Origin of the sequence: Corynebacterium sp. UMB2355A, assembly GCF_033877495.1 — a bacterium.
Lineage (GTDB): Bacteria > Actinomycetota > Actinomycetes > Mycobacteriales > Mycobacteriaceae > Corynebacterium > Corynebacterium pseudogenitalium.
Map to the genome: position 1 here is coordinate 2208333 of NZ_CP138855.1, position 22392 is coordinate 2230724.

A 22392-nucleotide genomic window follows, 5' to 3' on the forward strand; every position below is an offset into this window, starting at 1 on the left:
ACGTGTTTGTAGTTGCGACAGCTGGCCACGTCGACCATGGAAAGTCCACCCTGGTCAAAGCGCTTACCGGAATGGAACCGGACCGCTGGGAGGAAGAGAAAGACCGGGGGCTCACGATCGACCTCGGGTTCGTGTGGACCAACGTCGATGGCGAAGACATCGCGTTCGTGGACGTCCCCGGGCACGAGCGCTTCATCGCGAACATGCTCGCGGGTGTTGGGCCAGTCACGGATGTCTTGTTTGTCGTCGCTGCGGACGAGGGCTGGATGCAGCAAACATTGGATCACCGGGACGCTATCGACGCGTTCGGCGTCCAGCACGGTGTTATCGCGATGACACGGGTGGATAAGGCGGATGCTGGGCGTCGACAAGCTGTGGCTGAAGAAACTCGACGGAATGTCGCTGGTACCAGTATGGAGCGTTGGCCTGTCGTCGAAGTTTCTGCCAAGACGGGCGAGGGGGTTGAAGAACTCAGGAGCGCGCTTGTGACGATGCTGCGGCAACAGCCGACGGCGGACCCTGCCGGGCGAATCCGGATGTGGGTCGACAGGGCGTTTCACATCAAAGGCGCCGGCACCGTTGTTACGGGGACGCTCACCAATGGAACAATTCAACCTGGGCAGACGCTGACGCTACAGACCGCTGCAGGTCAACGCGAAGTCACCGTGCGTGGTATCCAGTCGGAGGACACCGCAGTTGAAGAAGCCAAGCCGACGATGCGCGTCGCGCTCAACCTTCGCGGAGTGAGCGTCGACGAAGTTTCGCGTGGCGCGGCGCTGTGCACGCCAGAGAAGTGGCACACGACCTCTGTGGTGGATGTGCGCCATACCCACGGGGCTGCACTGAACGACGTGCCGCAGGAGGTTGTGGTGCACGTCGGTACTGCAGGAGTCAGCGCGAAAGTGCGACCGTTCGGTGCAAAGCACGCCAGGCTCATCCTCGAGTACGACCTGGTGCTGAGCATCGGGGACCGGTTGGTGCTGCGAGGCTCCGGTGCGCAGCAAATTCTCGGCGGGGTAGAGGCTATCGACGTCGACCCGCCCGCCCTTCCCCGGCGCGGCGACGGGCGGAAGCGCTCGGCGCAGCTTGAGACGCTGCCGGATATCAACGTGGAGATCTCCAGACGGGTGGCAGTGCGGCCAGAACTGTTGGCAAGCCTTGGATTTGAGGTCGGCGATAAGCCCCCGCAAGGTACCGTGGCGTTCGCTGGGTACTGGATCCGCGCGCAGCAGGTAATGGAGTGGAAAGACACGTTGCTGCAGGCATTGCAAGCACACCTTGCGGCGCATCCGCTGTCGGCTGGGTTAGCTACTGGCGCGGCCGTTGAAGCTCTGCATCTGCCAGACGCGAAGCTGTTGCCGCTTGCTGTCGCCGCTGCGAAACTCAACACTCGCGACGGGTACGTCTGCAACACCGCCGAGGTCGATCTTGGGGAGGCGGAGCCAGGGGTCCAGAAACTCGAGGCGCAGCTTCGTGCCCATCCATTTAAGGCGCCCGAGGCGCGCGATCTCGAACAGCTCGGCCTGGGGGCGAAAGAGCTTGCGGCAGCGGAGCGGGCCGGAAGGATTCTACGGCTCGGCGACGGCGTAGTCGTTGCCGCAGATGCGATCACGCTTGCAACCGCGAGGCTGCGGGACTTACCTCAGCCGTTCCGCACGACGGACGCGCGCCAGGCGCTCGAGACAACCCGCCGCGTTGCCATCCCGCTGCTCGAGCTTCTAGACGCACGCGGAATCACCCGCCAGATAGAGGCGGGTGTTCGAGTGCTGACGTAGCAGCCTCGTTCGGCTGTTCTAGTGTTCGTGCTCGTCTGCGTCCGCGTCGGCCTTCGTCTCGTGGACAGTGCCAGGCTTATGCTCTGGAGCGGCGTAGATTGAGTACACCTTCGCCGGGGCGTCGGACTCGTTCACGAAGTTGTGCCACTGGCCAGCAGGAACGAACGCTGCGTCATCGTCGCCGATGACCTTGTCAACAGTCAGATTATCTTCGGATGGGCCGATCATCGCGCGCAGCTCGCCGGATTCGACGCGAATGAACTGGTCGTGATCGTCGTGAATCTCTGCGCCAATCTCGCCACCTGCTGGGATGCTCATGACCGTCAGCTGAAGGTGCTTTCCGGTCCACAGAGTGTCACGAAATGCATCGTTATCAAGCGTTGCCTGCTCAATGTCGAACGTAACTGGGTTCGGCCCGTGGTCAGTGCGCAAAATCTTGGACATGATTCCTCCTCGCAAATAGGTTCGGTTTCACTCCACAGCATAGCGCGCTTTAGGGCTTGCGGTGCCTGCGTCTTGGCTGCGGCGCCGCCGTGCTTTTTGAACCTCGGTCAGGTAATCGCCGTCGTCGCTGCTACGGGGCTCAGCAGTAGCTGTCTCAGCAAGTATCGACGCCTCTTCGTCCTCCACGACGTCGATGTCCACCAGCGGTGCAGGCTCAGCACCCTGAGTGTTCGTTCGCGGCCGGGTAGGAACTGCGGCACGGGAACGATCAACGGTGACAGCCCACGAGCCGTCGGGGAACTGAACCGTCTCGAATTGTTTCCCACCGTCCGGGCCAGAGTGCGTGAGGTCAGGCACGTGCAGCCACATCGGGTCTGCTGCGTCTGAATAATCAGCAATGTCGAGGGCCGCCATGCCATCCAAGAAAAATGCGCGGGCGACTATACATCCGTTGTCGGGCGAAGGGGCGTCGAGAAGCATGGCACGAACATCGTCACGGTCAGCTGCCGAGACGCAGCCGAGCACGCGCTCACCCAACGTCACTACGACGTCGGCGTCACCCGCGGTTTGTAGTCCAACAAACCACTGGCCCGGCGCCAGGCTTGCGAGTTGCTCCGCGCTGAACTCGCCTCGTTCCGTATCGATGATCGCCATGTCACCGCTTGGCAGCACAAGGCAATCAGGACCCGCATTGTTGCGGGGGACAGCGAGCTGAGGCGGTGGCAAAATCACATCGACGGCGAACTTGCCGTGCTCAGCATCGAACTTCACCGCAGCCAACGTCATCGGTAGCAGCTGAGACTGATGGATTCGCTCCATGTCGACGTAACGGGCGCGGTCGAATTGAGCAACCTCTCCAAGAACACCGGCGCCGAGCCTTCGTACCCGCCAGTTTTCCTCGACCGCGTTTGGCTCGAGCACTACCGGCACGTATGACGTGTGGCGCGTGCCGCCGAATTCAGCAAACAAAGGCGACTGCACGACGTCAACGACAGTCACCTCCTCGCCGGCGCCCCACGTCGATGGCGCAAGCGGGTACACGGGGAGAGAGAGTTCCACAGCGTCATACTCCTATCTGCATCCAAAAAGTCACAACCTCATTGCTGCGGCCAGCGCCGCGGGGCCTGTTCAACAGGCGGTGGGGGAGCAGCGCCAAACCATGCGATTACAACACCCGCGACCGTGACACACAAGATACCTAACACCAGATGGGGAGTGAGCACGTCACCGCGAAACACCACGCCGAGAACCGTGCCCAGCACCGGCTCCATCGCGAACAACGTGCCGACAATCTGCGCCGATGTAAACCGTGCAGCCAGCGTGTCCGCCATATAGGGGATGACGACGCCAACGAAGCCCGCCAACGTCAGGAGCATCCAGCTATGCGCATCGAGCTTGACTGCATCATGAATTGAAAAAGGCAACGTAAGCAGAGCTGCGATCGTGATTGCGATTGCAAGCTCTCCCATTCCACCCGAGGACTTGCCCACCTTTTCCGCGAAAATTGTGTAGAGCGCGCAGAACGCGGCGCCGCACAACGCGAACACCACTCCCAGGGGATTGAGCCCCGACGAAGGCCCAGCAATCAATACAACCCCGGCGAGAGCAACCAGCGCCCACAGCCGAATCCACCATTGCCGAATACCAAAAAATGTCACGCAGCACGGGCCCAAGAAATCGATAGTGATTGCAGCACCCAGGGGGATACGCGCGATAGCTGCGTACAAAAACTGATTCATCAGCGCGATCGACGCGCCGAAGATGAATGCCTGCTTCCACTGCTCTTTCGACATCTCACGGGGGTTCGGCCGAAAAAGTACGAGAAGAATAACGGCGCCCAGCAAGAAGCGCAGTGTTGAGATGCTGACGGTACTAGCGACGACGAACAGGGAAGCAGCTAGCAACGCGGAGACCTGATTACCCAAGGACCCAACGAAGATAAGGCCGATGGGGCGAACCAACGTACGGGTCGAGCGCGCTGCCATGGAATCTTCCCCTTACCGGACGCGCCGAATCGCGGACACCACACCGACCACGATCAGGCCAACTACCAGGCCCGCGGTCAGAGAAATCCCAGTCTCCACGAACCAACCAAGGACACCGTTATGCACGGCGTTCACAGCGCGTTCGATTACCTCATGGATCACATGCAGTCCAAAGACCTCGTCGAGGCCCCGAAGGATGAGGTGGCCTCCGACCCACAACATCGCCACGGTGCCGATCACACCGATCGCCGAAAGCACAACGGGCATTGACTTCACCATCGCGTGGCCCAGTCTCGCTGCACGATCGCGCTGAATCATTGCACGGCCAATGTCATCGATCTTGACCAGGAGTGCCACTGCACCGTAGACCGCAAGGGTGATAAAAATGCCCACTGCGATGAGCACCGCAGCTTCCATCCAAATAGATTGATCCGCCACCTCGTCAAGGGAGATGATCATGATCTCCGCACTTAAAATGAGGTCTGTTCGAATTGCGCTTTTCACCAGTGCGTCTTCGTCCTGAGCAGTACGGTGTACGGCCGCCTCTTCGTCAGCCTCAACATCACTGGTCAATTTGTGCACGATCTTCTCGGCGCCCTCGAAACATAAATATGTGCCACCAATCATCAAAATTGGCACCAGTGCCCACGGCGCAAACGCGTTGAGTGCCAACGCGATCGGCAAAATGATGAGCAGCTTGTTCCGTAGTGAACCTTTCGTGATCTTCCAGATCATTGGAAGTTCGCGCGCCGGGGTGACGCCGGAAACGTATTGGGGCGTGACGGCGGCGTCGTCGATGACGACGCCTGCAGCTTTGGCGGACGTTTTCGCCGTGAGGGAAGCCACATCGTCCGCAGAAGAAGCTGCGGTTCTGGCAATGAGGGCGACGTCGTCAAAGAGGGCGAGGAGACCTCCGGCCATGTGTATTTCCCTTCCTAGGAATCGTTGCGGTGGGCGACCGAAAGTCTACACGGCGCTCTCTAGATACCTTTGTGCGCTCAAGGGCGAAGGAGCTGTGAAAAGGCTGTCAGTAAGCACCCCCAAAAGTGTAGAACCATGTCAGAAACCTGAATTATTTACCAATGTCGCAGTCTTATGTGGTGGAATAGAATGCATCTCATCAAGTGTGATGTAGTCCACTTGAGTGGAGGTAATTGAAGCTAGCTAACAACAATCTGAAGGAGGCGCTGTGCGTACAGTAAAAGCTGCAGCGATCTTGGCGGTAGGAACCCTCACACTCGGATTGGCTGCGTGTGGTGGATCCGGCAACGACGAGGCCGCAAGCGGTCAGGGTGAGTCGACCGGTGGCGACAACTATGTACTGGCATACGGCACCGAGCCGCAGAACCCGCTGATCCCGGGCAACACGAATGAGGTCGGTGGCGGACGCATCATCGACGAGATCTTCTCTGGCCTCATCTACTACGACACTGAGGGTAAGACCCATAACGACCTTGCAGAGTCCATCGACCTTGAGGGCGACACCCTCTACAAAGTCACGCTGAAGGACGGCGTGAAGTGGCAGGACGGAACTCCAGTTACGGCGAACGACTTTGTTGACGCATGGAACTACATCGTTGCGAATTCGCTGCTCGGCGAGAGCTTCTTTGAATCCATCAAGGGCTACGACCCAGAGGGCGTGCCAACCCTTGAGGGCCTCAACGTCATCGACGACAAGACCTTTACCATCGAGCTGAGCCAGCCTGAGGCAGACTTCCCAACCCGCCTCGGCTACTCCGCGTTCTTCCCAATGCACCCTTCGGCGTTCGAAGACATCGACGCCTACGGTGAGAACCCAATTTCCAACGGCCCGTACAAGCTGGCGGAGTGGAACCACAACCAGGACGCAACCATCGTTCCGAATGAGGAGTACGCCGGCGACAAGAAGCCGCAGAACGACGGCGTGACTTTCGTCTTCTACGCACAGCAGGATGCTGCATACGCTGACCTGCTCGCGGGCAACCTGGACGTCCTCGACGCTATTCCAGATTCCGCATTCGCAAGCTACGAAACGGAGTTGGGTGACCGCGCAGTAAACCAGCCGTCGGCTATCTTCCAGTCCTTCACCATTCCGGAGAACCTGGAGCACTTCAACGGTGAGGAAGGACAGCTGCGTCGTCAAGCCATCTCGATGGCGATCGACCGCGACGAGATCACGAAGACGATCTTCCAGGGCACCCGCACCCCGGCGACCGACTTCACCTCGCCAGTCATCCCTGGCCACTCTGACTCGCTCAACGGGGCAGAGGTACTCGAGTACAACCCAGAGGAAGCAAAGCGCCTGTGGGCTGAAGCAGACAAGATCAAACCATTCACCGGCGAGTTCTCCTTGTCCTACAACGCTGATGGCGGCCACCAGGCATGGGTCGATGCAGTTGCAAACTCCATCCGCAACACCCTTGGCATCGATGCAGTTGGCAACGCATACCCAGACTTCAAGTCCCTGCGTGATGACGTCACGAATAGGACCATCAAGGGCGCATTCCGTACCGGCTGGCAGGCAGACTACCCATCGCTGGGTAACTTCCTGAGCCCGCTGTACGCCTCCAATGGTGGTTCCAACGACGGTGACTACGCTAACCCTGAGGTGGACAACCTGCTGAAGGAAGCCGCTGCTGCAGGCGACGTTGAAGCCGCTACACCTATCTACAACAAGGTGCAGGAGCAGCTCCTGAAGGACTTGCCGGCAGTTCCACTGTGGTACGCGAACGTCAACGGTGGCTCCTCGGAGAACGTTGAGAACGTCGCGTTCAACTGGAAGTCCGTTCCGGTGTACACGCAAATCACCAAGAAGTAACAAAACCCCTACGCTCTGACCCATCCCACCCCGCCTGCGTACAAGCATGCGGGGTGTTGGGTTTGGGTGCGTCCATAAGCTCATGTTCAAAACGAAGAATTAAGGAGAGCCTGCAACCATGTTGCGATATATCGGGCGACGGCTCCTTCAGATGATTCCCGTGTTCTTTGGGGCCACGCTGCTGCTCTATGCGCTGGTGTTCCTCATGCCCGGTGATCCTGTCCAGGCCCTCGGCGGCGATCGTGGCTTGACCGAGGCCGCGAGAGCGCGCATTGAAGCCGAATACAACCTCGATAAACCTTTCATCGTCCAGTACCTGCTCTATCTGAAGGGCATTATGGTTGGCGACTTCGGAAAGACTTTCTCTGGCCAGCCCGTCGCCTCTGTGATGGCAAATGCGTTTCCGGTAACCATCAAGCTCGGCCTGATGGCACTCGCGTTTGAGGCGTTCTTCGGCATTCTCTTCGGATTCTTCGCAGGAATCCGCCGCGGTGGAATTTTTGATTCGACCGTGCTGGTTGTGTCCCTGTTCGTAATCGCAGTGCCGTCCTTTGTCATCGGCTTCGTGCTGCAGTACCTCGTGGGCGTGCGGTGGGGCTTGCTCCCCGTAACAGTGGGCAGGAATGAGTCTTTCATTGCCTTGTTGATGCCTGCCGTCGTGTTGGGTGCCTTATCGTGCGCGTACGTGATTCGATTGACCAGACAATCCATCACCGATAACCTCCGCGCGGACTATGTGCGCACCGCACGTGCTAAGGGTCTGTCTAAGGGCACAGTGATGTCCCGCCACGTGCTGCGAAACTCCCTCATTCCAGTGGTGACGTTCTTGGGCGCTGACCTCGGCGCGCTCATGGGCGGTGCGATTGTGACAGAAGGCATCTTCGGCATCAACGGTGTCGGTGGCACGATCTACCAGGCCATCATTAAAGGTGAGCCCGCGACAGTCGTGTCCTTTACCACCGTGCTGGTGATCATCTACATCGTTGCCAACCTGATAGTTGACCTGCTCTACGCAGTACTTGACCCAAGGATCCGCTATGCATAACTCTCAAGATCTCACAGCAGCTGCCCGCGCTGGGCAGGAGTATTTCATCGCGGAAACGGACGAAACCGGACTCGGTGCTGTTGACGCAGTACAGGACGAGTCCGCTCCCACAAGTCAGTGGGGAGAGGCCTGGCGCGCGTTGCGACGCCGTCCTCTGTTTTGGGTATCCGCACTCCTGATTTTGTTCGCCATTCTGCTTGCCCTGGTGCCGGGCCTGTTTACTAGCGTGGACCCGCGTGAGTGCATGTTGTCTCGCTCACTTGGCGCGCCGGAGTCCGGTCACCCGTTTGGCTTTGACCGTCAAGGCTGCGACATTTACGCTCGCACAATTTATGGTGCGCGTGCATCGGTCACAGTCGGTGTGCTTACTACGATCGTCGTGACGGTCCTAGGTTCGCTGATCGGCGCGATCGCCGGTTTCTACGGCGGTATCTGGGACACCTTGCTGTCTCGCCTGACGGATATCTTCTTCGCTGTACCACTCGTGCTGGCAGCGATCGTGGTGATGTCCATGTTCCAGAACCAGCGCTCCATCTGGATGGTGGTGTTCGCGCTCTCTATGTTCGGTTGGACACAGATCGCGAGAATCGCGCGAGGCGCGGTGATGGGTGTGAAGAACGACGAGTTCGTCACCGCGGCACGCGCGCTCGGAGCGAGTGACGTGCGGATTATCTTCTCGCACATCCTGCCCAACGCGGCAGCACCGATCATTGTGTACGCTACCGTCGCGCTGGGTACGTTCATCGTCGCAGAGGCAACGCTGTCGTTCCTCGGCATCGGTTTGCCGACGACAGTCGTGTCGTGGGGCGGCGATATTTCTGCCGCACAGGCATCCCTGAGGACCCAGCCCATGGTGCTGTTCTACCCTGCAATTGCTTTGGCACTGACAGTGCTGAGCTTCATCATGATGGGTGACGCCGTACGCGACGCCCTTGACCCTAAATCGAGGAAACGATGAGCGAGTTACAAGATCAACCGCTACTCGAGATAGCGGACCTGAAAGTTACATTCGAGTCAACTACCGGTGTTGTCGAAGCGGTGCGTGACTTCGACCTGACGGTGTATCCAGGCCAGTCGATCGCTATCGTGGGCGAGTCCGGGTCGGGAAAGTCCACTGCAGCGATGTCCATCCTGGGATTGTTGCCCGGAACAGGCAAGGTCACCAATGGTTCCATCAAGCTCAACGGTGAAGAGCTCACCGAGCTTGATGAGAAGGGGTGGCAGAAGGTCCGGGGTAACAAGATTGGTCTGGTGCCACAGGACCCGATGAGCAACCTCAATCCAGTATGGAGGATTGGCACACAGGTAGAGGAGTCCCTTCGCGCAAACCATGTTGTGGAGGGCTCTGAACGTCACGCACGCGTCGTCCAACTGCTCGAGGAAGCGGGACTTCCAGAGGCCGAACGCCGCGCCAAACAGTACCCGCACGAGTTCTCGGGTGGTATGCGACAGCGTGCGCTCATCGCTATCGGTCTCGCGGCACGCCCAGAGTTGTTGATTGCCGACGAGCCAACATCCGCGTTGGATGTGACGGTGCAGAAGAAGATTCTCGACCACCTGGAGACGCTGACGGAGGAACTCGGCACAGCGCTGCTGTTCATCACGCACGACTTGGGACTGGCCGCCGAGCGCGCAGATCACCTGCTAGTCATGCACCGCGGACGCATCGTTGAAAAAGGCCCGAGCCTGCAGATTCTGCGCAACCCGCAGCACCCGTACACGAAGCGCCTCGTTACTGCCGCACCTTCCTTGGCATCCGCTCGTATCCAGAGCGCGAAAGCTCAGGGCATTGAGTCCAGCGAGGAGCTCGCCTCGGGACACCACGACTCCGAAGAAGTGGTGCTGAGCGTGCAGAACTTGGTGAAAGAGTTCGACGTCCGTGGGCAGAAGGGCAAGCAGAAGGTGCTTCGTGCTGTAGACGACGTCACGTTCGATGTTCGCCGCGGCACGACGCTTGCGCTCGTCGGTGAGTCCGGCTCCGGTAAGTCCACGGTGGCGAACATGGCGCTTCGCCTCTTGGAGCCAACGAGTGGCCGTGTCTTGTTTGAAGGACAAGATATCGCGAAGCTTAAGGGGCGCGAGTTGTTTGAAATGCGCCGCAAGATGCAGGTGGTGTTCCAGAATCCATATGGTTCGCTGGACCCGATGTATTCCATTTACCGCTGCATTGAGGAACCGTTGACGCTGCACAAGGTCGGTAACCGAAAGGAGCGCGAGGCGCGAGTCGCCGAGTTGCTTGATTTGGTGCAGATGCCGCGATCGGCGATGCGTCGATACCCGAATGAGCTATCCGGTGGCCAGCGCCAGCGCATCGCAATTGCACGCGCGATGGCATTGGGTCCGGAAGTGATTGTCCTCGACGAGGCTGTTTCGGCGTTGGACGTGCTCGTTCAAAACCAGATTCTCCAGTTGCTGACTCAGCTGCAGGAGGAGATGCGCCTTTCATATCTGTTCATCACTCATGACCTGGCGGTGGTTCGCCAGACTGCTGATGACATCGTGGTGATGCGGCAGGGTAAGGCAGTGGAGCAGGGCCGGGCCGATGACATCTTCGATAACCCTCAGGATCCGTACACACAGAATCTGATTAATTCGGTGCCTGGTCTCAACATTGAATTGGGAGTAGGAGAGTAGGTCCCACCTGCTGATTTGTTACGTGCGTTACGCCACAATCGCAGCGATGAATACTGCGATTGTGGCGTAGCGTTTAGGGAATGTACAGTATTGTCACAACTTCATACACGGGTGTCTTCGTTGGAGAGAAAAGCGAAGGCTGAGATGCACAAGCGAACCGTTGAACCTGATCCGGGTAATGCCGGCGTTTAGGAAGGAATGTAAGCGTATGAATACGCGTGGAAGCCATTCGTGGCGTGTCATTGATATTGTTACTGCAGCCGTTTTGGGGGTGGCATGCGGGCTCATTTTTTGGATGTGGAACAGCGTCGGGTACGCAGGATTTAAGGCCTTTGATGCGCTCACCCCGGGTCTTGGTGGCCTGTTCACCGGTATCTGGTTCCTCGGTGGCACGCTTGGCGGGTTGGTAATCCGCAAGCCTGGCGCTGCGGTGTTCGTGGAAGTGCTGGCGGCGTCTGTGTCCGCGGTCATCGGAAGCCAGTGGGGGATCGAGACGCTGTATTCAGGATTGGCACAGGGGCTCGGTGCAGAGATCGTGTTCCTGATCTTCGCCTACAAGAAGTTTTCGACGACTGTGGCGGTGCTTGCCGGTATGGGCAGCGCAGTGGGCGCGTTCGTGCTTGAACTGTTCCTGTCCGCCAACTTCGCGATGGGCCTGGCGTTCAACGTGATTTACCTCAGCTGCATGCTGGTATCGGGCGCGTTGCTTGCTGGTATTGTTGCAAAACTCTTGGTTGATGCTCTAGCCAAGACTGGTGCGCTTGACCGCTTCGGTGCAGGACGCGAGCGGTTCCAACAGGAGGTGTAGCCTCGGTGGCTACGGGGGACCAGGTCATCCAGGCACAGGGCCTGGGCTATAAACACGCGACTCGCCCGAAGCCTGCGTTTACCGGGGCGGACTTAACCGTCTCTCGTGGGGAGCGCGTGCTGCTCACGGGAGACTCTGGCGCTGGCAAGTCAACGCTGCTTGCCGTTTTAGCTGGGTTGGCGGCAGATGGTGAGGAAGGCCAAATTCTTGGCACCGTGAGTGTCAACGGCACGGTTGGCATGGTGATGCAGGACCCAGAGGCGCAAACGATTTTGACTCGCGTTGGCGACGACGTTGCGTTTGGTGCCGAGAATATGGGGATTCCGCCAGAGGAAATCTGGCCCCGTGTGCGCGCTGCGCTGGATGCAGTGGGCCTGGATGTGCCGTTGGACCACAACACCGCGCACCTTTCTGGTGGGCAGAAGCAGCGACTCACATTGGCGGGAGTATTGGCCATGGGCGCTGACATCATTCTGCTGGATGAGCCGACTGCAAACCTTGACCCGGAAGGGCGCGACGATGTTGTGCGGGCAGTCGATGCCGTGTGTCGCCGCACAGGGGCGACCTTGATTGTGGTGGAGCACCGACCTGCACACTGGATAGGCTTCGTGGACACGTTCTACCACCTCACCGCGGATGGGCTACAGCGCAGCGGCCCGGATCAGCTCCCAATGCCACCGCAGTTGCCGCCAGCGTTGAAGGTCCCTGCCAGCGCGGTAAGCGCGCTGCGTACTGAGAATCTCCGGGTTGCATTCGGTTCACCCCGCAACATCGCGGTACCAGAGGGCTTTTCTACCGTGATTACAGGCAAGAACGGTGTTGGAAAGACGACGCTAGTGCAAGCGCTCGCTGGGCTCGTCGCGCCACTCAGTGGCACTTTGGAGTACTCGCCGCGGATTCGAAGCGGGCTGACTACACCGTCGCACCGCTGGAAGTCGAAGGACTTGGCCCAACGGATTGGCTATGTGTTCCAGGAACCGGAGCATCAGTTCGTGACCGCGAATGTGCGCGATGAAGTTGCGTTGTCGGGTGCGTCGGCACACCGCGTCGATGAGCTGTTGCAACGACTGAAGCTTGAACACGTAGTAGCAGCAAATCCCTTTACACTTTCAGGAGGAGAGAAGCGCAGGCTTTCGGTAGCGACTGCGCTAGTGAATGCCCCTGAGCTCCTCATTCTTGATGAGCCGACCTTTGGGCAGGATGACAAAACCTTTGTAGAGGTAGTTTCGTTGATCCGTGAGTTGGCCGACGAGGGGAAAACCATCATCTCAATTACTCACGATGAGGCCTTCGTCAGTTCGTTGGGTGACCATATGGAGGAGCTGCGCAACGAGATGAATGCGGAAGGCGGGGTGCGGGAATGAACGTGCTCAATGGGGTGAATCCGGTAACGCGGATTCTGGGATTGGCGTTGCTGACTACACCGCTTATGGTGACGATCGATTGGGTTTCTGCAGTTGTCGCCATTGCGTTCACGCTGGCAGTCGTGCCGCTGTGCGGGCTGTCATTTAGGACGTTTTTCAAACGCGCGTTACCAATTCTTGTTGTTGCCCCGCTCGCGGGTATCCCGATGGCGCTATACGGCCAGTCAGGTGGGGAAACCTACCTTGAGTGGGGTCTCATCCATGTGACGGAGCTGTCCATTTCGCTCGCATTATCAATGGTGCTTCGCGTGTTTGCCATTGCGCTGCCCGTCATTGTGTTGTCTGCGCACGTGGATCCAACGGATCTTGGCGATGGGCTGTCCCAGGTGTTGAAGCTGCCAGAGCGCTTCGTTCTGGGATCAGTCGCTGCGTTTCGTATGTTGACGCTACTTCGTGAGGATGTTGAGGCGATGCGGATGGCGCGTCGTGCCCGAGGTATCGCGGATACGGGACGCGTGAAGTATTGGTTTTCGTTGGCTTTCGGCTTGCTGGTGATGTCTCTGCGCAGGGCAGGCAAGCTTGCCACCGCGATGGAGGCTCGCGCATTCGGTGGCCCGCAAAAGCGTACGTGGGCTCGAGAGTCGCGGCTTACCAGGCGCGATTGGGTTGTCATGGTTGTATGCATCGCTGTCGCGTGCGTCGCGCTGGGGCTTTCAGTTGCCACTGGGTACTTCCGGCCAGTGTGGAGCGTCTCGTAGCTCATGGCTTACACACTGCTTATCGACGGCCCCTCCGGCGCCGGCAAAACCACATTGGCTGAACAAATTGGTGCTGCGCTCAGCGTTCGAGTGGTGCATTGCGATGAGTTTTATCCTGGCTGGAGCGGGCTTGAAGAAGGATCCAGAATTGTGGAGCGGGATGTACTTTCGCTCAATGAGCCGGGATACTGGCGTTGGGACTGGGAGCGTCAACGCCGCGGGGAGTGGGTCAGCCTTGACCCAGAAGGCGACCTTATTATTGAGGGCGTTGGTGCAGTGACCGAGGCGTCGATCGCGGCGGCGCGGGCGCGTGGCTGTGTGAACACGCTGTGGGTAGAGGCGGCAGAGTCGCTGCGTCGTTCGCGGGCGTTGCAGCGTGACCCAGGGTATGCGCCGTTTTGGGATATGTGGGCGGCCCAGGAGCAGGAGCACAGAGCTAGGCGAGGTGCCGTTTACTTCGACGTGACTATTGAGCGGCGTTAGTCAGCCGGGGTGAGCGTGACGCGCTCTGCCCAAGTGAGGTCGATGCCGAGGCTGGAGAGCCACCGCATCGCGTCGTCGCCGTGGCGGGTAATTCCCTCGACGGCGTTGAGGGTCACTTCCATGGCGCGTTCAGCTTCTTCTGCAGTGATAAGCCCTGCGGACGTCGCCGCGGCAAGCTCGTCGATGTCAAGGACTTCGATCGGACGTCCGGTCAGGGACACTAGGTCGACGTAGAGGTCGCGCGTCTGCCAGACGCCATCTGTTTCGGTGATATCTGCGACGTCGAAGTAGAAATCTTGTTGTACATCGATGCCTTGGCGGAAGTGGAAGATGTTTGCGCGGAGACCAAGCGATGGAAGCAGCCAGCTTTCCAAGTATCCAAACCGTGGGTGGTTTGCGCCTCGGGCCATGTAGAGGCCGAAGTTGGTCGTCGTGAAGACATCCACCTGGCGCAGGAACCCCTTCGGATCGGTGTTGACCTTCGCGGAGATGTCGAAGGTTTCCTGCTTCACTGGATGAAGATCGACGGTCATAGGCTGGCTACCTTACGTTGAACTGTGCTGCTGTTGGGGCGAAGTGACAGACATTGTTTTCGGTGCGCGCGGCACCATTGATCACTGCGAGGACTTTGCCGGGCCCTGTTTTTGCGGTTGCGGACAGGGTGGTTGGTCCTGTTGGGTTTATCTGATTATTCGCAAGCGGCGTTACACCGGTCTTGCCGGAGTTGAGGTTGATCCAGTACGCGTTCATGAGGCCTTGACGCTCTGCCGCTGGTGGAGTACCGAGGGCGGTAAACACGAATGTGGCTTCCCCAGCTTTGGCGCCTGGGGCTGGTGCGGGTGCGGGTCCAGGTACAACGAGTGCGGAGGCCGTGGAGTGCAGGCCTGGACCGATGCAGTTACTAGAGACCGTCGGCCAGTAGAACTGCGTAAACGCCGGTGCGTCTTTTGGCAGTGGCGGGCCGCCAAGTTCGCCTGTACCGGCGAAGAAGTTTACGGCGGTGCGCAGTGCGTTAGCTACCTGTGGCGGTACGAAGGGTTGATCTGCGAATTGGTTGACGCGAGCAACGGTGTTGTTCGTGGGGCGTCCGAGTCCATCAACCGCGGATGAGAGAGATGACGGGATGCTGGGCTGTTGAGCGCTCGCGAGTGGTGCAGTAACGAGGGCGCACGCAGCGCAGAGCGTAGTAAGGCGGATCGCGGCGCGACGCGTGAAGTGGGAGGGGCGCACGTGGTGACCTAACTTTCCTTCGCATGACAGGTAGGGTGGCCGTCGAAAAGCCATAACCCTAGTCACAATAGTCACTTTTGTAACAGGGGCAAGTGGGGAGCGGGCTACAAGGTGCATGTTTTGTGCTTTGCGAGTAGCATTTAACCGTTATTTCCACCTATGCGAAGGAGCACCGGTTTCAGTGTCGCATCCTGAATTTCGAAACGTAGCGATTGTCGCTCACGTTGACCACGGCAAGACTACATTGGTCAACGCAATGCTGGAGCAGTCCGGCGTATTCTCTGACCACGGCGAACACGGTGACCGCGTGATGGATTCCGGCGAGCTCGAGTCCGAGCGTGGCATCACCATTTTGGCGAAGAATACCGCTATCCGCCGCAAGGGGAAGGGCAAGAACGGTACAGACCTTGTTATTAATGTGATCGATACGCCGGGTCACGCCGACTTCGGTGGTGAGGTCGAGCGTGGCCTGTCCATGGTTGACGGCGTTGTCTTGCTTATCGACGCCTCCGAAGGCCCGCTGCCGCAGACTCGTTTCGTGCTGGGCAAGGCGTTGGAAGCGAAGAAGCCGGTCATCATCTGTGTAAACAAGACCGACCGCCCGGATGCCCGCATTGACGAAGTCGTTGAAGAGGCCCAGGACCTGCTGCTCGAGCTTGGTGCGGGGCTGGAGGATCCGGAGGCAGCAGAGGCCGCGGAGAACCTGCTCGAGCTCCCTGTGCTGTACACGTCGGGTCGCGCTGGCCGGGCTTCGCTCGAGAACCCAGGCAACGGTAATCTGCCTGACAATGATGATCTGCTCCCGTTGTTCAACGTCATCTACGACGTGCTGCCGGAGCCTTCCGCTGAGATCGATGCACCGCTGCAGGCGCAGGTCACGAACCTTGACTCCTCTTCGTTCCTGGGCCGTATCGCGCTGATTCGCGTGTACAAGGGCACCGTCAAGAAGGGCGACACTGTTGCTTGGGTGCACTATGACGCCGAGGGTGAGCAGCACGTGAAGAACGTGAAGATTGCCGAGCTGCTGGTCACCGAGGGGCTCGACCGAGTTCCGGCGAAGGACGGCGTAGTTGCTGGCGATATTGCCGCTGTTTCCGGCATCGACGAAATCATGATTGGTGACACGCTGTGCGATGTCGACCACATTGAGCCGCTGGAGCGTATCAAGATCGATGACCCTGCAATTTCGATGACCATCGGCGTGAACACCTCGCCGATGGCTGGTCGCAACGGTGGCGATAAGCTGACCGCCCGCATGGTCAAGGCGCGCCTTGACCAGGAGCTTATCGGTAACGTCTCCATCAAGGTGTTGCCGACCGAGCGTCCGGATACCTGGGAGGTGCAAGGACGCGGTGAGATGGCCCTGACCGTGTTGATCGAGACGATGCGTCGTGAAGGCTTTGAGCTGACCGTTGGTAAGCCACAGGTCGTGACCAAGGAGATCGACGGCAAGGTGTACGAGCCGTACGATCACATGGTTATCGACGTCCCCTCCGAACACCAGGGTGCTGTTACCCAGCTGATGGCGGCCCGCAAGGGCCAGATGACGGCAATGGGCAACACGGGCTCCGGCGATTGGGTTCGCATGGAGTTCGATGTTCCGGCTCGTGGCCTGATTGGCTTCCGTACGACGTTTCTGACCGAGACCCGTGGCGCTGGCATTGCGAACTCCTACTCGATTGAGCACCGCCCATGGGCGGGCGAGATCAAGGGCCGTCCGACCGGTTCGCTGGTCGCTGACCGCTCTGGCCAGGTCACCGCGTACGCGCTGACGCAACTCGCGGACCGTGGCGATTTCTTCGTGGAGCCTGGTGCAGAGACCTACGAGGGCATGGTCGTTGGTGCGAACAACCGTGATGAGGATATGGACATCAACATCACGAAGGAAAAGAAGCTGACGAACATGCGCTCCGCAACCGCCGACGCGACCGTCACGTTGGCGAAGGCCCGTACGCTGTCCTTGGATGAGGCAATTGAGTTCTGCGACGAGGATGAGTGCGTTGAGGTCGCTCCGGAGGCGATGCGCGTGCGCAAGATCATCCTCGACTCCACGGAGCGTGGCCGTGCCCGTTCACGTGCAAAGCAGCGCAATAAGTAGTTACGCACTGGTGCGGTAGTATCTACTGCGATGAATCCGCACATCTTTTCAGCGCCACGTCGCTCGCGATCACTGCGAGTCGGCGTGGCGCTGTTTGCGTGCTCTGGCGTGGTTGCGCTTTCTGCATGTGCCGCGTCGCCTGGCCCGCCGCCTCTCGTTGATCCGAACGATGTTGCTGCTCGTGAGATGTACGAGCAAGAGGATTCCACGACTACTTCCGCTCGACCGGAGGGCAAGACTCGCGTGCGCTCCCAGGTGGAGGTTGGTGTGGATTCGCTCCGAAACGGGCTGAACCCGCACCTTATCGCTGATGAATCTGCGGTTGTGAAGAGTGTGGCGAATCTGGTGCTTCCCAGCGCATTTCATGATGGGGTGAGAAATTCCGCACTGCTCAATGGGGCGACGGTGCTCTCAGAATCGCCGCGTGCAATGACGGTGCGCTACATCATTCGCGAGACCGCGCAATGGTCTGATGGCACGCCGGTGACCGGTGCGGACTTTGTGTACCTGTGGCGGGGGATGCGGGACACGCCAGGAGTGCGAAATCCGGCCGGGTATCGCGCGATCGATGCCGTGCGTGTCAGTGGCGCGACGGGCAAGGTCGTCGACGTTGACTTCGCTGAGCCGGTTGCGGATTGGCGTGGCCTTTTCGACCACTTGCTGCCGGCGCATGTGTTTGCAGCCGACGGCTCTGATTTCGGGGTGGCGCTGCGCGACACGATTCCGGTTTCTGCTGGCCGGTACATGGTGCGCGGGGTAGACCGTGGTCGTGGAACGATTACGCTGAACCGCAATGATCGGTTTTGGGCGGCGAATCCTGCCAAGATAGATATTTTGACGCTGCACGCGGTACGCGGGACCACCCAGATTGCAGATCAGCTGCGCACCGGCCAGCTGGTGTTTGTGGATCGGGTTCCTAGCGAGACGACCGGGCGCGTGCTCAGCCTGGTACCGGGTGTGCAGACGCGGATGCTCGATACGCCACGGGTGCTAGGCGCTGTGCTTTCTGCGACGTCTGGGATGTCGCCTGAGGTTCGTTCGGAGCTTCGTTCGCTGATCGACGTTCCGCTGCTTGCAAGCATTGCGTTGGACCGCACGGCTGATGTTTCGGTTGCAAAGCACGGTCAAGTGAGCACGCATGAGCCGCACGCGGTGTATCAACACGTTGCGGCTCACGGTGCGATACGCATTGGTGCCGATCTTGCAGATCCTGCAGCGGTAGCAGCGGCTCGATCGATGGCGGACATGCTGCACGATCGTGGAGTGTCGGCACGAGTTGTCGCGACGGATTTCGGTTCGCTGATTCGCTCAGGTCTCGAGGAAAATACCGTTGATGTTTTGGTGGCGTGGCAACACGATCCGGAAAATTTGCCGGATGCTGCGAGTCGCTTGGACTGCGTCGCTGGCGCCCCTCGTGCAGGCAACCTCGCCGGTTTTTGTGAACCTCAGTCGGTGGGGCTTGCGAAAGAAATCTTGGCCGGTTCGTACGGGCTTAAGCAGGCCACCGAGGCGGTCAATGAGGTGCTCGAGCAAGAGGCACTATGGATGCCGATTGCGCGCGAGCGTCGTATTATCGCCCTCGGGGAGGGCATCATCGGGCCGGATGCAGATTTGAATAACTGGAAAGCAGGCTTATCGACGGCCGCTTCGTGGCGCCTGCAACCGAAACGAAACGAAGGAGATCGGATTAATCATGCACAACTCCCGTGACCTACAGGGCTACCGGGTGCTCGCCGTGCACGCGCACCCCGACGACGAGTCCATCACCATGGCCGGAACGCTGTTTGACCTCGCGCGACGCGGCGCAGACGTATTAGTGGTGACCTGCACGTTAGGGGAGGAAGGCGAGGTCATTGGAGAGCCATATCAACTGCTGACGAATGACCATGGTGATCAGCTAGGCGGGTTCCGCATTGCGGAGCTGCACGGCGCGCTCCAGGCGATCGGCGTCCGCGGTGAGTTCCTTGGTGGCGCTGGTTGCTTCCGTGACAGTGGGATGGCGGGATCGGAGGCCAGCAAGAACCCACGTGCATTTGTCAATAGCGGGCGTCGCGCAGTCGACGCGCTGCTGGAAGTACTGCGCCGGGAGCGTCCACACCTCGTTTTGACCTACGGCCCCGACGGTGGGTACGGGCACCCGGATCATATTCGTGCGCACGAGATCGTGCACGAGGCCGCTGAGGAGTTTGATATCCCGCGCATCCTGTGGGCAGTGCGCAGGAGGGAGGAAACCGACGCACTTTTGCCTGAGGTCGCGCCTGAAGGCTGGCGCTTGCCAAAGCCTGGCGAGCTCGACGGCGTGGACAGCGTCGATGTTTCGGTGCGCCTGGACGTTGAGGCGTACAGCGCCAAAATCGCTGCGATGGCGGCGCATGCGACACAAATCTGGGTTGCGGACGGGCGGACCAGCGCGACGAACCCGCACGCGGTGCTGGGCAAGGGGCCAGTCATGTACTACGCGCTGTCCAACTTGATTGTGCAGCCGATTCAGCCGTGGGAGCATTTCCAACTGGGCGGTGGCGAAGCGGTCGTCGACACGTCGGATGTGCTCAGCGGACTTGAGCGATGACTGAAACCCGTTTCAAGGCGGACATTGCCCGCGGCGAGAAAGCAGCAGGTCTCATCTGGCTTTCTGTCGGCGCGCTCATTTCACTTTTGTTAGAAGCTGTCAACTTGGACACACGTATTGTTGGAATCGCGGTGCCGTTTACGGTAGTCATCGCTGCGCTCTTTAATGCGGTGCTCACGAAGACTGCGGCGCTGTGGTCAGATCATCTGCTGGTCAAGCTCGTTCCACTCATTGTTTGGGTGGTAGGTTTCTTTGTTCTGCTTATCGCTCTCCCGGCGCGGGGAGCGGTCGTGCTCCCCGCGAGCCCGCTGACGCTGCTGCTCCTTTTTGCGGGTTTGGGTGGGGGCGTTTGGCCCCTTTTCGGTCGAAAGTGACATACTGGAACGCATGACTTATGTGATTGCTCAACCATGCGTGGACGTAATGGACCGCAGCTGCGTCGAAGAATGCCCAGTCGACTGCATCTATGAGGGCAAGCGCATGCTCTACATTCACCCAGACGAGTGCGTCGACTGCGGTGCATGTGAGCCAGCTTGCCCGGTAGAGGCCATCTTTTACGAGGATGACACCCCGGAGGAATGGGCCGAGTACTACGACGCAAACGTCGGCTTTTTCGACGAGCTCGGATCGCCAGGCGGGGCGACAAAGCTTGGGCCACAGGATTTCGACCACCCATTCGTGGAGGCGCTACCACCGCAGAACCAGGACGGTTAAACCTGCATGAGCACGCACCATCGCGCCGACTTAGAGGAGCAGCTACCGGAGTTCCCTTGGGATACCATCCTCGATGTCAAGCAGAAGGCAGCCAGCCATCCCGGCGGACTCATTGACCTCTCGGTCGGGACACCGGTAGATTCAGTCGACCCTTCCATCCAGCTTGCCCTGGCTGAGCATGCCGCTGCGCCTGGCTACCCGCCGACGCAGGGGTCGGCGGAACTACGCCAAGCGATTGCCGACTCGCTGGAGCGCCGATACAACATTCAGGGCCTGCACACAGACGCTGTGCTTCCCGTCATCGGCACAAAGGAGGCTGTCGCGTGGCTTCCAACCCTGCTCAACCTGCGCGGTGGCATAGTGGTGATCCCGGAGATCGCGTACCCAACCTACGAGGTGGCCGCGATCATAGCGGGATGCAAGGTCGTGCGATCTGACGTTCCAGTCGATGGTGCGTCGCTAGTATTCTTAAACACCCCGAGCAACCCAACCGGTCGCGTCCTCTCCGCAGAGGAGATGCGCGTATGGGTTGACTACGCGCGGGAAACCGGCGCGATCATCGCCTCAGACGAGTGTTACATGGGCCTTGCCTGGGATGAGGACCGCAGGCCGGTATCGCTGCTTGACCCGGCGGTCAGCGGTGGTGACAACACCAACCTCTTGGTCTTGCATTCGCTGTCAAAGACATCGAATATGGCCTCTTACAGAGTCGGTTTCATCGCTGGTGACGAGAAGCTGGTGCAAGAACTTCTGCTGTTGCGCAAGCACACCGGAATGATGGTGCCAGGACCAATCCAAGCAGCAACGCTGGCTGCACTCCGCGACGATCAGCACGAAACACTCCAGCGGCTTCGCTACGCCAACCGTCGGGTGACACTCTTGCGCGCGCTGCTCGCGGCAGGGTGCAGCGTTGAGCATTCCGAGGCCGGGCTGTACCTGTGGACACGCAGGGAAGGCGCAGATGCCCGCCAGACGCTCGACTGGTTCGCGCAGCGTGGAATCCTCGTTGCGCCAGGGGACTTTTACGGCCCTGGCGGCTCGCAGCATGTTCGAGTTGGCCTCACGGCTTCCGACGAGGCCATCGCTGAGGCCGCACAGCGACTCTCGGAGTAACACGTGACCACTCCAACAGAGCATCGTGGGATGCGTGCGCTTCGAAGCCTGCGCGAGTTTTTGCGCTTCGGCATTGTGGGAGGCTCCGGCGTCCTGGTCAATCTTTTGGTGTTCTACCTCACCAAGAAAGCGATCGAAGTCGGCTTCAATCTGCATGAGGGCGACATCTTCTTCAACCTTTTCGGCACCCGCTTTAACGTCCGCTGGTATCACGTGCTTGCTACCGTGGCGTTTCTCGTGGCGAACACATGGAACTACCAGCTCAACAGGTCGTGGACCTTCCGGGGCCCGCAGCGGCGTTCGTGGATCCGCGGGTTTTTCCCGTTCCTCACCACCGGCGTGATGGCATTCGTTGTTTCGCTGGTGTTCTTGACGTTGTTTATGAACCCGAACTCCCCAATTGGTTTGCCGGACAGCATTTTCGACGACTCCACCGGTCTTCGCACGAAGTCCTACTGGTCGCAGGGCCTGGCGACGCTGATCGCGACACCGGTGAACTACATCATTAATAAAATTTGGACGTTTTCGAAGCCGAAAGCAGCTCCGAAAACGTCCGCGTCTTCCTAGTTTTGCTT

22 protein-coding genes are annotated in these 22392 nt (G+C 59.3%); 16 read left to right on the forward strand and 6 right to left on the reverse strand.

The genetic code is table 11. The features are described 5' to 3' along the window. Positions 1-2 precede the first annotated feature (2 nt). Entirely contained in the window at positions 3-1775 is a 1773-nt protein-coding gene (gene selB, locus R0V12_RS10550; RefSeq protein ID WP_320072601.1) for a selenocysteine-specific translation elongation factor, read from the forward strand. Between the two features lie 18 nt (positions 1776-1793). Here the strand turns inward: selB and R0V12_RS10555 are convergent, their stop codons facing one another. The 4 genes from R0V12_RS10555 to R0V12_RS10570 are packed head-to-tail and all read right to left on the reverse strand — an operon-like array spanning position 1794 to position 5125. Further along, positions 1794-2219, reverse strand: coding sequence for a cupin domain-containing protein (locus R0V12_RS10555; RefSeq protein WP_070479414.1), 426 nt, complete (start codon positions 2217-2219; stop codon positions 1794-1796). Positions 2220-2246: 27 nt separating this feature from the next. Continuing rightward, entirely contained in the window at positions 2247-3278 is a 1032-nt protein-coding gene (locus R0V12_RS10560; RefSeq protein ID WP_320072602.1) for a hypothetical protein, read from the reverse strand. A gap of 38 nt (positions 3279-3316) precedes the next feature. Beyond that, a complete protein-coding gene (locus R0V12_RS10565) occupies positions 3317-4204 on the reverse strand; it encodes an EamA family transporter (RefSeq protein ID WP_070479420.1) in 888 nt (295 codons plus the stop codon). 12 nt (positions 4205-4216) lie between these two features. Next, positions 4217-5125: a DUF808 domain-containing protein gene (locus R0V12_RS10570; protein WP_070479422.1), complete on the reverse strand. Its 909-nt coding sequence runs from the start codon at positions 5123-5125 to the stop codon at positions 4217-4219. Between the two features lie 268 nt (positions 5126-5393). Here R0V12_RS10570 and R0V12_RS10575 point away from each other — a divergent pair, with 268 nt between their 5' ends. The 8 genes from R0V12_RS10575 (at position 5394) to R0V12_RS10610 (ending at position 14093) form a co-directional block, all read left to right on the forward strand. After that, on the forward strand, positions 5394-7001 hold the full coding sequence (locus R0V12_RS10575) for a peptide ABC transporter substrate-binding protein (protein WP_070479424.1): 1608 nt from the start codon (positions 5394-5396) through the stop codon (positions 6999-7001). Between the two features lie 118 nt (positions 7002-7119). Further along, on the forward strand, positions 7120-8046 hold the full coding sequence (locus R0V12_RS10580; protein WP_288857847.1) for an ABC transporter permease: 927 nt from the start codon (positions 7120-7122) through the stop codon (positions 8044-8046). Continuing rightward, on the forward strand, positions 8039-9004 hold the full coding sequence (locus R0V12_RS10585) for an ABC transporter permease (protein WP_083290976.1): 966 nt from the start codon (positions 8039-8041) through the stop codon (positions 9002-9004). The genes R0V12_RS10580 and R0V12_RS10585 overlap by 8 nt, the downstream gene beginning before the upstream one ends. After that, positions 9001-10680: a dipeptide ABC transporter ATP-binding protein gene (locus R0V12_RS10590; RefSeq protein ID WP_070479428.1), complete on the forward strand. Its 1680-nt coding sequence runs from the start codon at positions 9001-9003 to the stop codon at positions 10678-10680. Before R0V12_RS10585 ends, R0V12_RS10590 begins: the two co-directional genes overlap by 4 nt. Positions 10681-10888: 208 nt before the next feature. After that, positions 10889-11488 carry an ECF transporter S component gene (locus R0V12_RS10595; protein WP_070362701.1) on the forward strand — a complete coding sequence of 200 codons (600 nt, stop codon included), beginning with the start codon at positions 10889-10891 and terminating at the stop codon, positions 11486-11488. A gap of 5 nt (positions 11489-11493) precedes the next feature. After that, positions 11494-12852 (forward strand): ABC transporter ATP-binding protein, encoded by a 1359-nt coding sequence (locus R0V12_RS10600; RefSeq protein WP_288791902.1) that lies wholly within the window; start codon positions 11494-11496, stop codon positions 12850-12852. Further along, positions 12849-13610 carry an energy-coupling factor transporter transmembrane component T family protein gene (locus R0V12_RS10605; protein ID WP_070362699.1) on the forward strand — a complete coding sequence of 254 codons (762 nt, stop codon included), beginning with the start codon at positions 12849-12851 and terminating at the stop codon, positions 13608-13610. The genes R0V12_RS10600 and R0V12_RS10605 overlap by 4 nt, the downstream gene beginning before the upstream one ends. Positions 13611-13613: 3 nt before the next feature. After that, on the forward strand, positions 13614-14093 hold the full coding sequence (locus R0V12_RS10610) for a nucleoside/nucleotide kinase family protein (protein ID WP_071573335.1): 480 nt from the start codon (positions 13614-13616) through the stop codon (positions 14091-14093). Here the strand turns inward: R0V12_RS10610 and R0V12_RS10615 are convergent. Both R0V12_RS10615 and R0V12_RS10620 read right to left on the reverse strand, forming a co-directional pair. Beyond that, positions 14090-14626, reverse strand: a complete 537-nt coding sequence (locus R0V12_RS10615) for a ribonuclease FAU-1 family protein (RefSeq protein WP_070362697.1) — start codon at positions 14624-14626, stop codon at positions 14090-14092. The two genes, R0V12_RS10610 and R0V12_RS10615, sit on opposite strands and share 4 nt — an antisense overlap. Positions 14627-14633: 7 nt before the next feature. After that, entirely contained in the window at positions 14634-15323 is a 690-nt protein-coding gene (locus R0V12_RS10620) for an Rv1157c family protein (protein ID WP_070362696.1), read from the reverse strand. Positions 15324-15504: 181 nt separating this feature from the next. Between R0V12_RS10620 and typA the strand changes: the two genes are divergently transcribed. From typA to R0V12_RS10655, 7 genes are read left to right on the forward strand one after another with little or no spacing between them, the layout of a single operon-like run. After that, on the forward strand, positions 15505-17421 hold the full coding sequence (gene typA, locus R0V12_RS10625) for a translational GTPase TypA (RefSeq protein WP_070362695.1): 1917 nt from the start codon (positions 15505-15507) through the stop codon (positions 17419-17421). Between the two features lie 30 nt (positions 17422-17451). Further along, positions 17452-19131 (forward strand): ABC transporter family substrate-binding protein, encoded by a 1680-nt coding sequence (locus R0V12_RS10630; protein WP_070479431.1) that lies wholly within the window; start codon positions 17452-17454, stop codon positions 19129-19131. Continuing rightward, complete coding sequence (mshB, locus tag R0V12_RS10635; RefSeq protein WP_305083150.1) at positions 19115-19990, forward strand: N-acetyl-1-D-myo-inositol-2-amino-2-deoxy-alpha-D-glucopyranoside deacetylase; 876 nt, start codon at positions 19115-19117, stop codon at positions 19988-19990. The genes R0V12_RS10630 and mshB overlap by 17 nt, the downstream gene beginning before the upstream one ends. Beyond that, positions 19987-20364 (forward strand): hypothetical protein, encoded by a 378-nt coding sequence (locus R0V12_RS10640; protein WP_256000416.1) that lies wholly within the window; start codon positions 19987-19989, stop codon positions 20362-20364. The genes mshB and R0V12_RS10640 overlap by 4 nt, the downstream gene beginning before the upstream one ends. 13 nt (positions 20365-20377) lie before the next feature. Then, the gene (gene fdxA / locus R0V12_RS10645) at positions 20378-20704 is read left to right on the forward strand and encodes a ferredoxin (protein WP_070362691.1); all 327 of its coding nucleotides are present in this window, start codon (positions 20378-20380) and stop codon (positions 20702-20704) included. 6 nt (positions 20705-20710) lie between these two features. Beyond that, entirely contained in the window at positions 20711-21817 is a 1107-nt protein-coding gene (gene dapC, locus R0V12_RS10650; RefSeq protein WP_320072603.1) for a succinyldiaminopimelate transaminase, read from the forward strand. Between the two features lie 30 nt (positions 21818-21847). Further along, positions 21848-22384 carry a GtrA family protein gene (locus tag R0V12_RS10655; RefSeq protein WP_288857871.1) on the forward strand — a complete coding sequence of 179 codons (537 nt, stop codon included), beginning with the start codon at positions 21848-21850 and terminating at the stop codon, positions 22382-22384. The last annotated feature ends 8 nt before the right edge of the window (positions 22385-22392 follow it).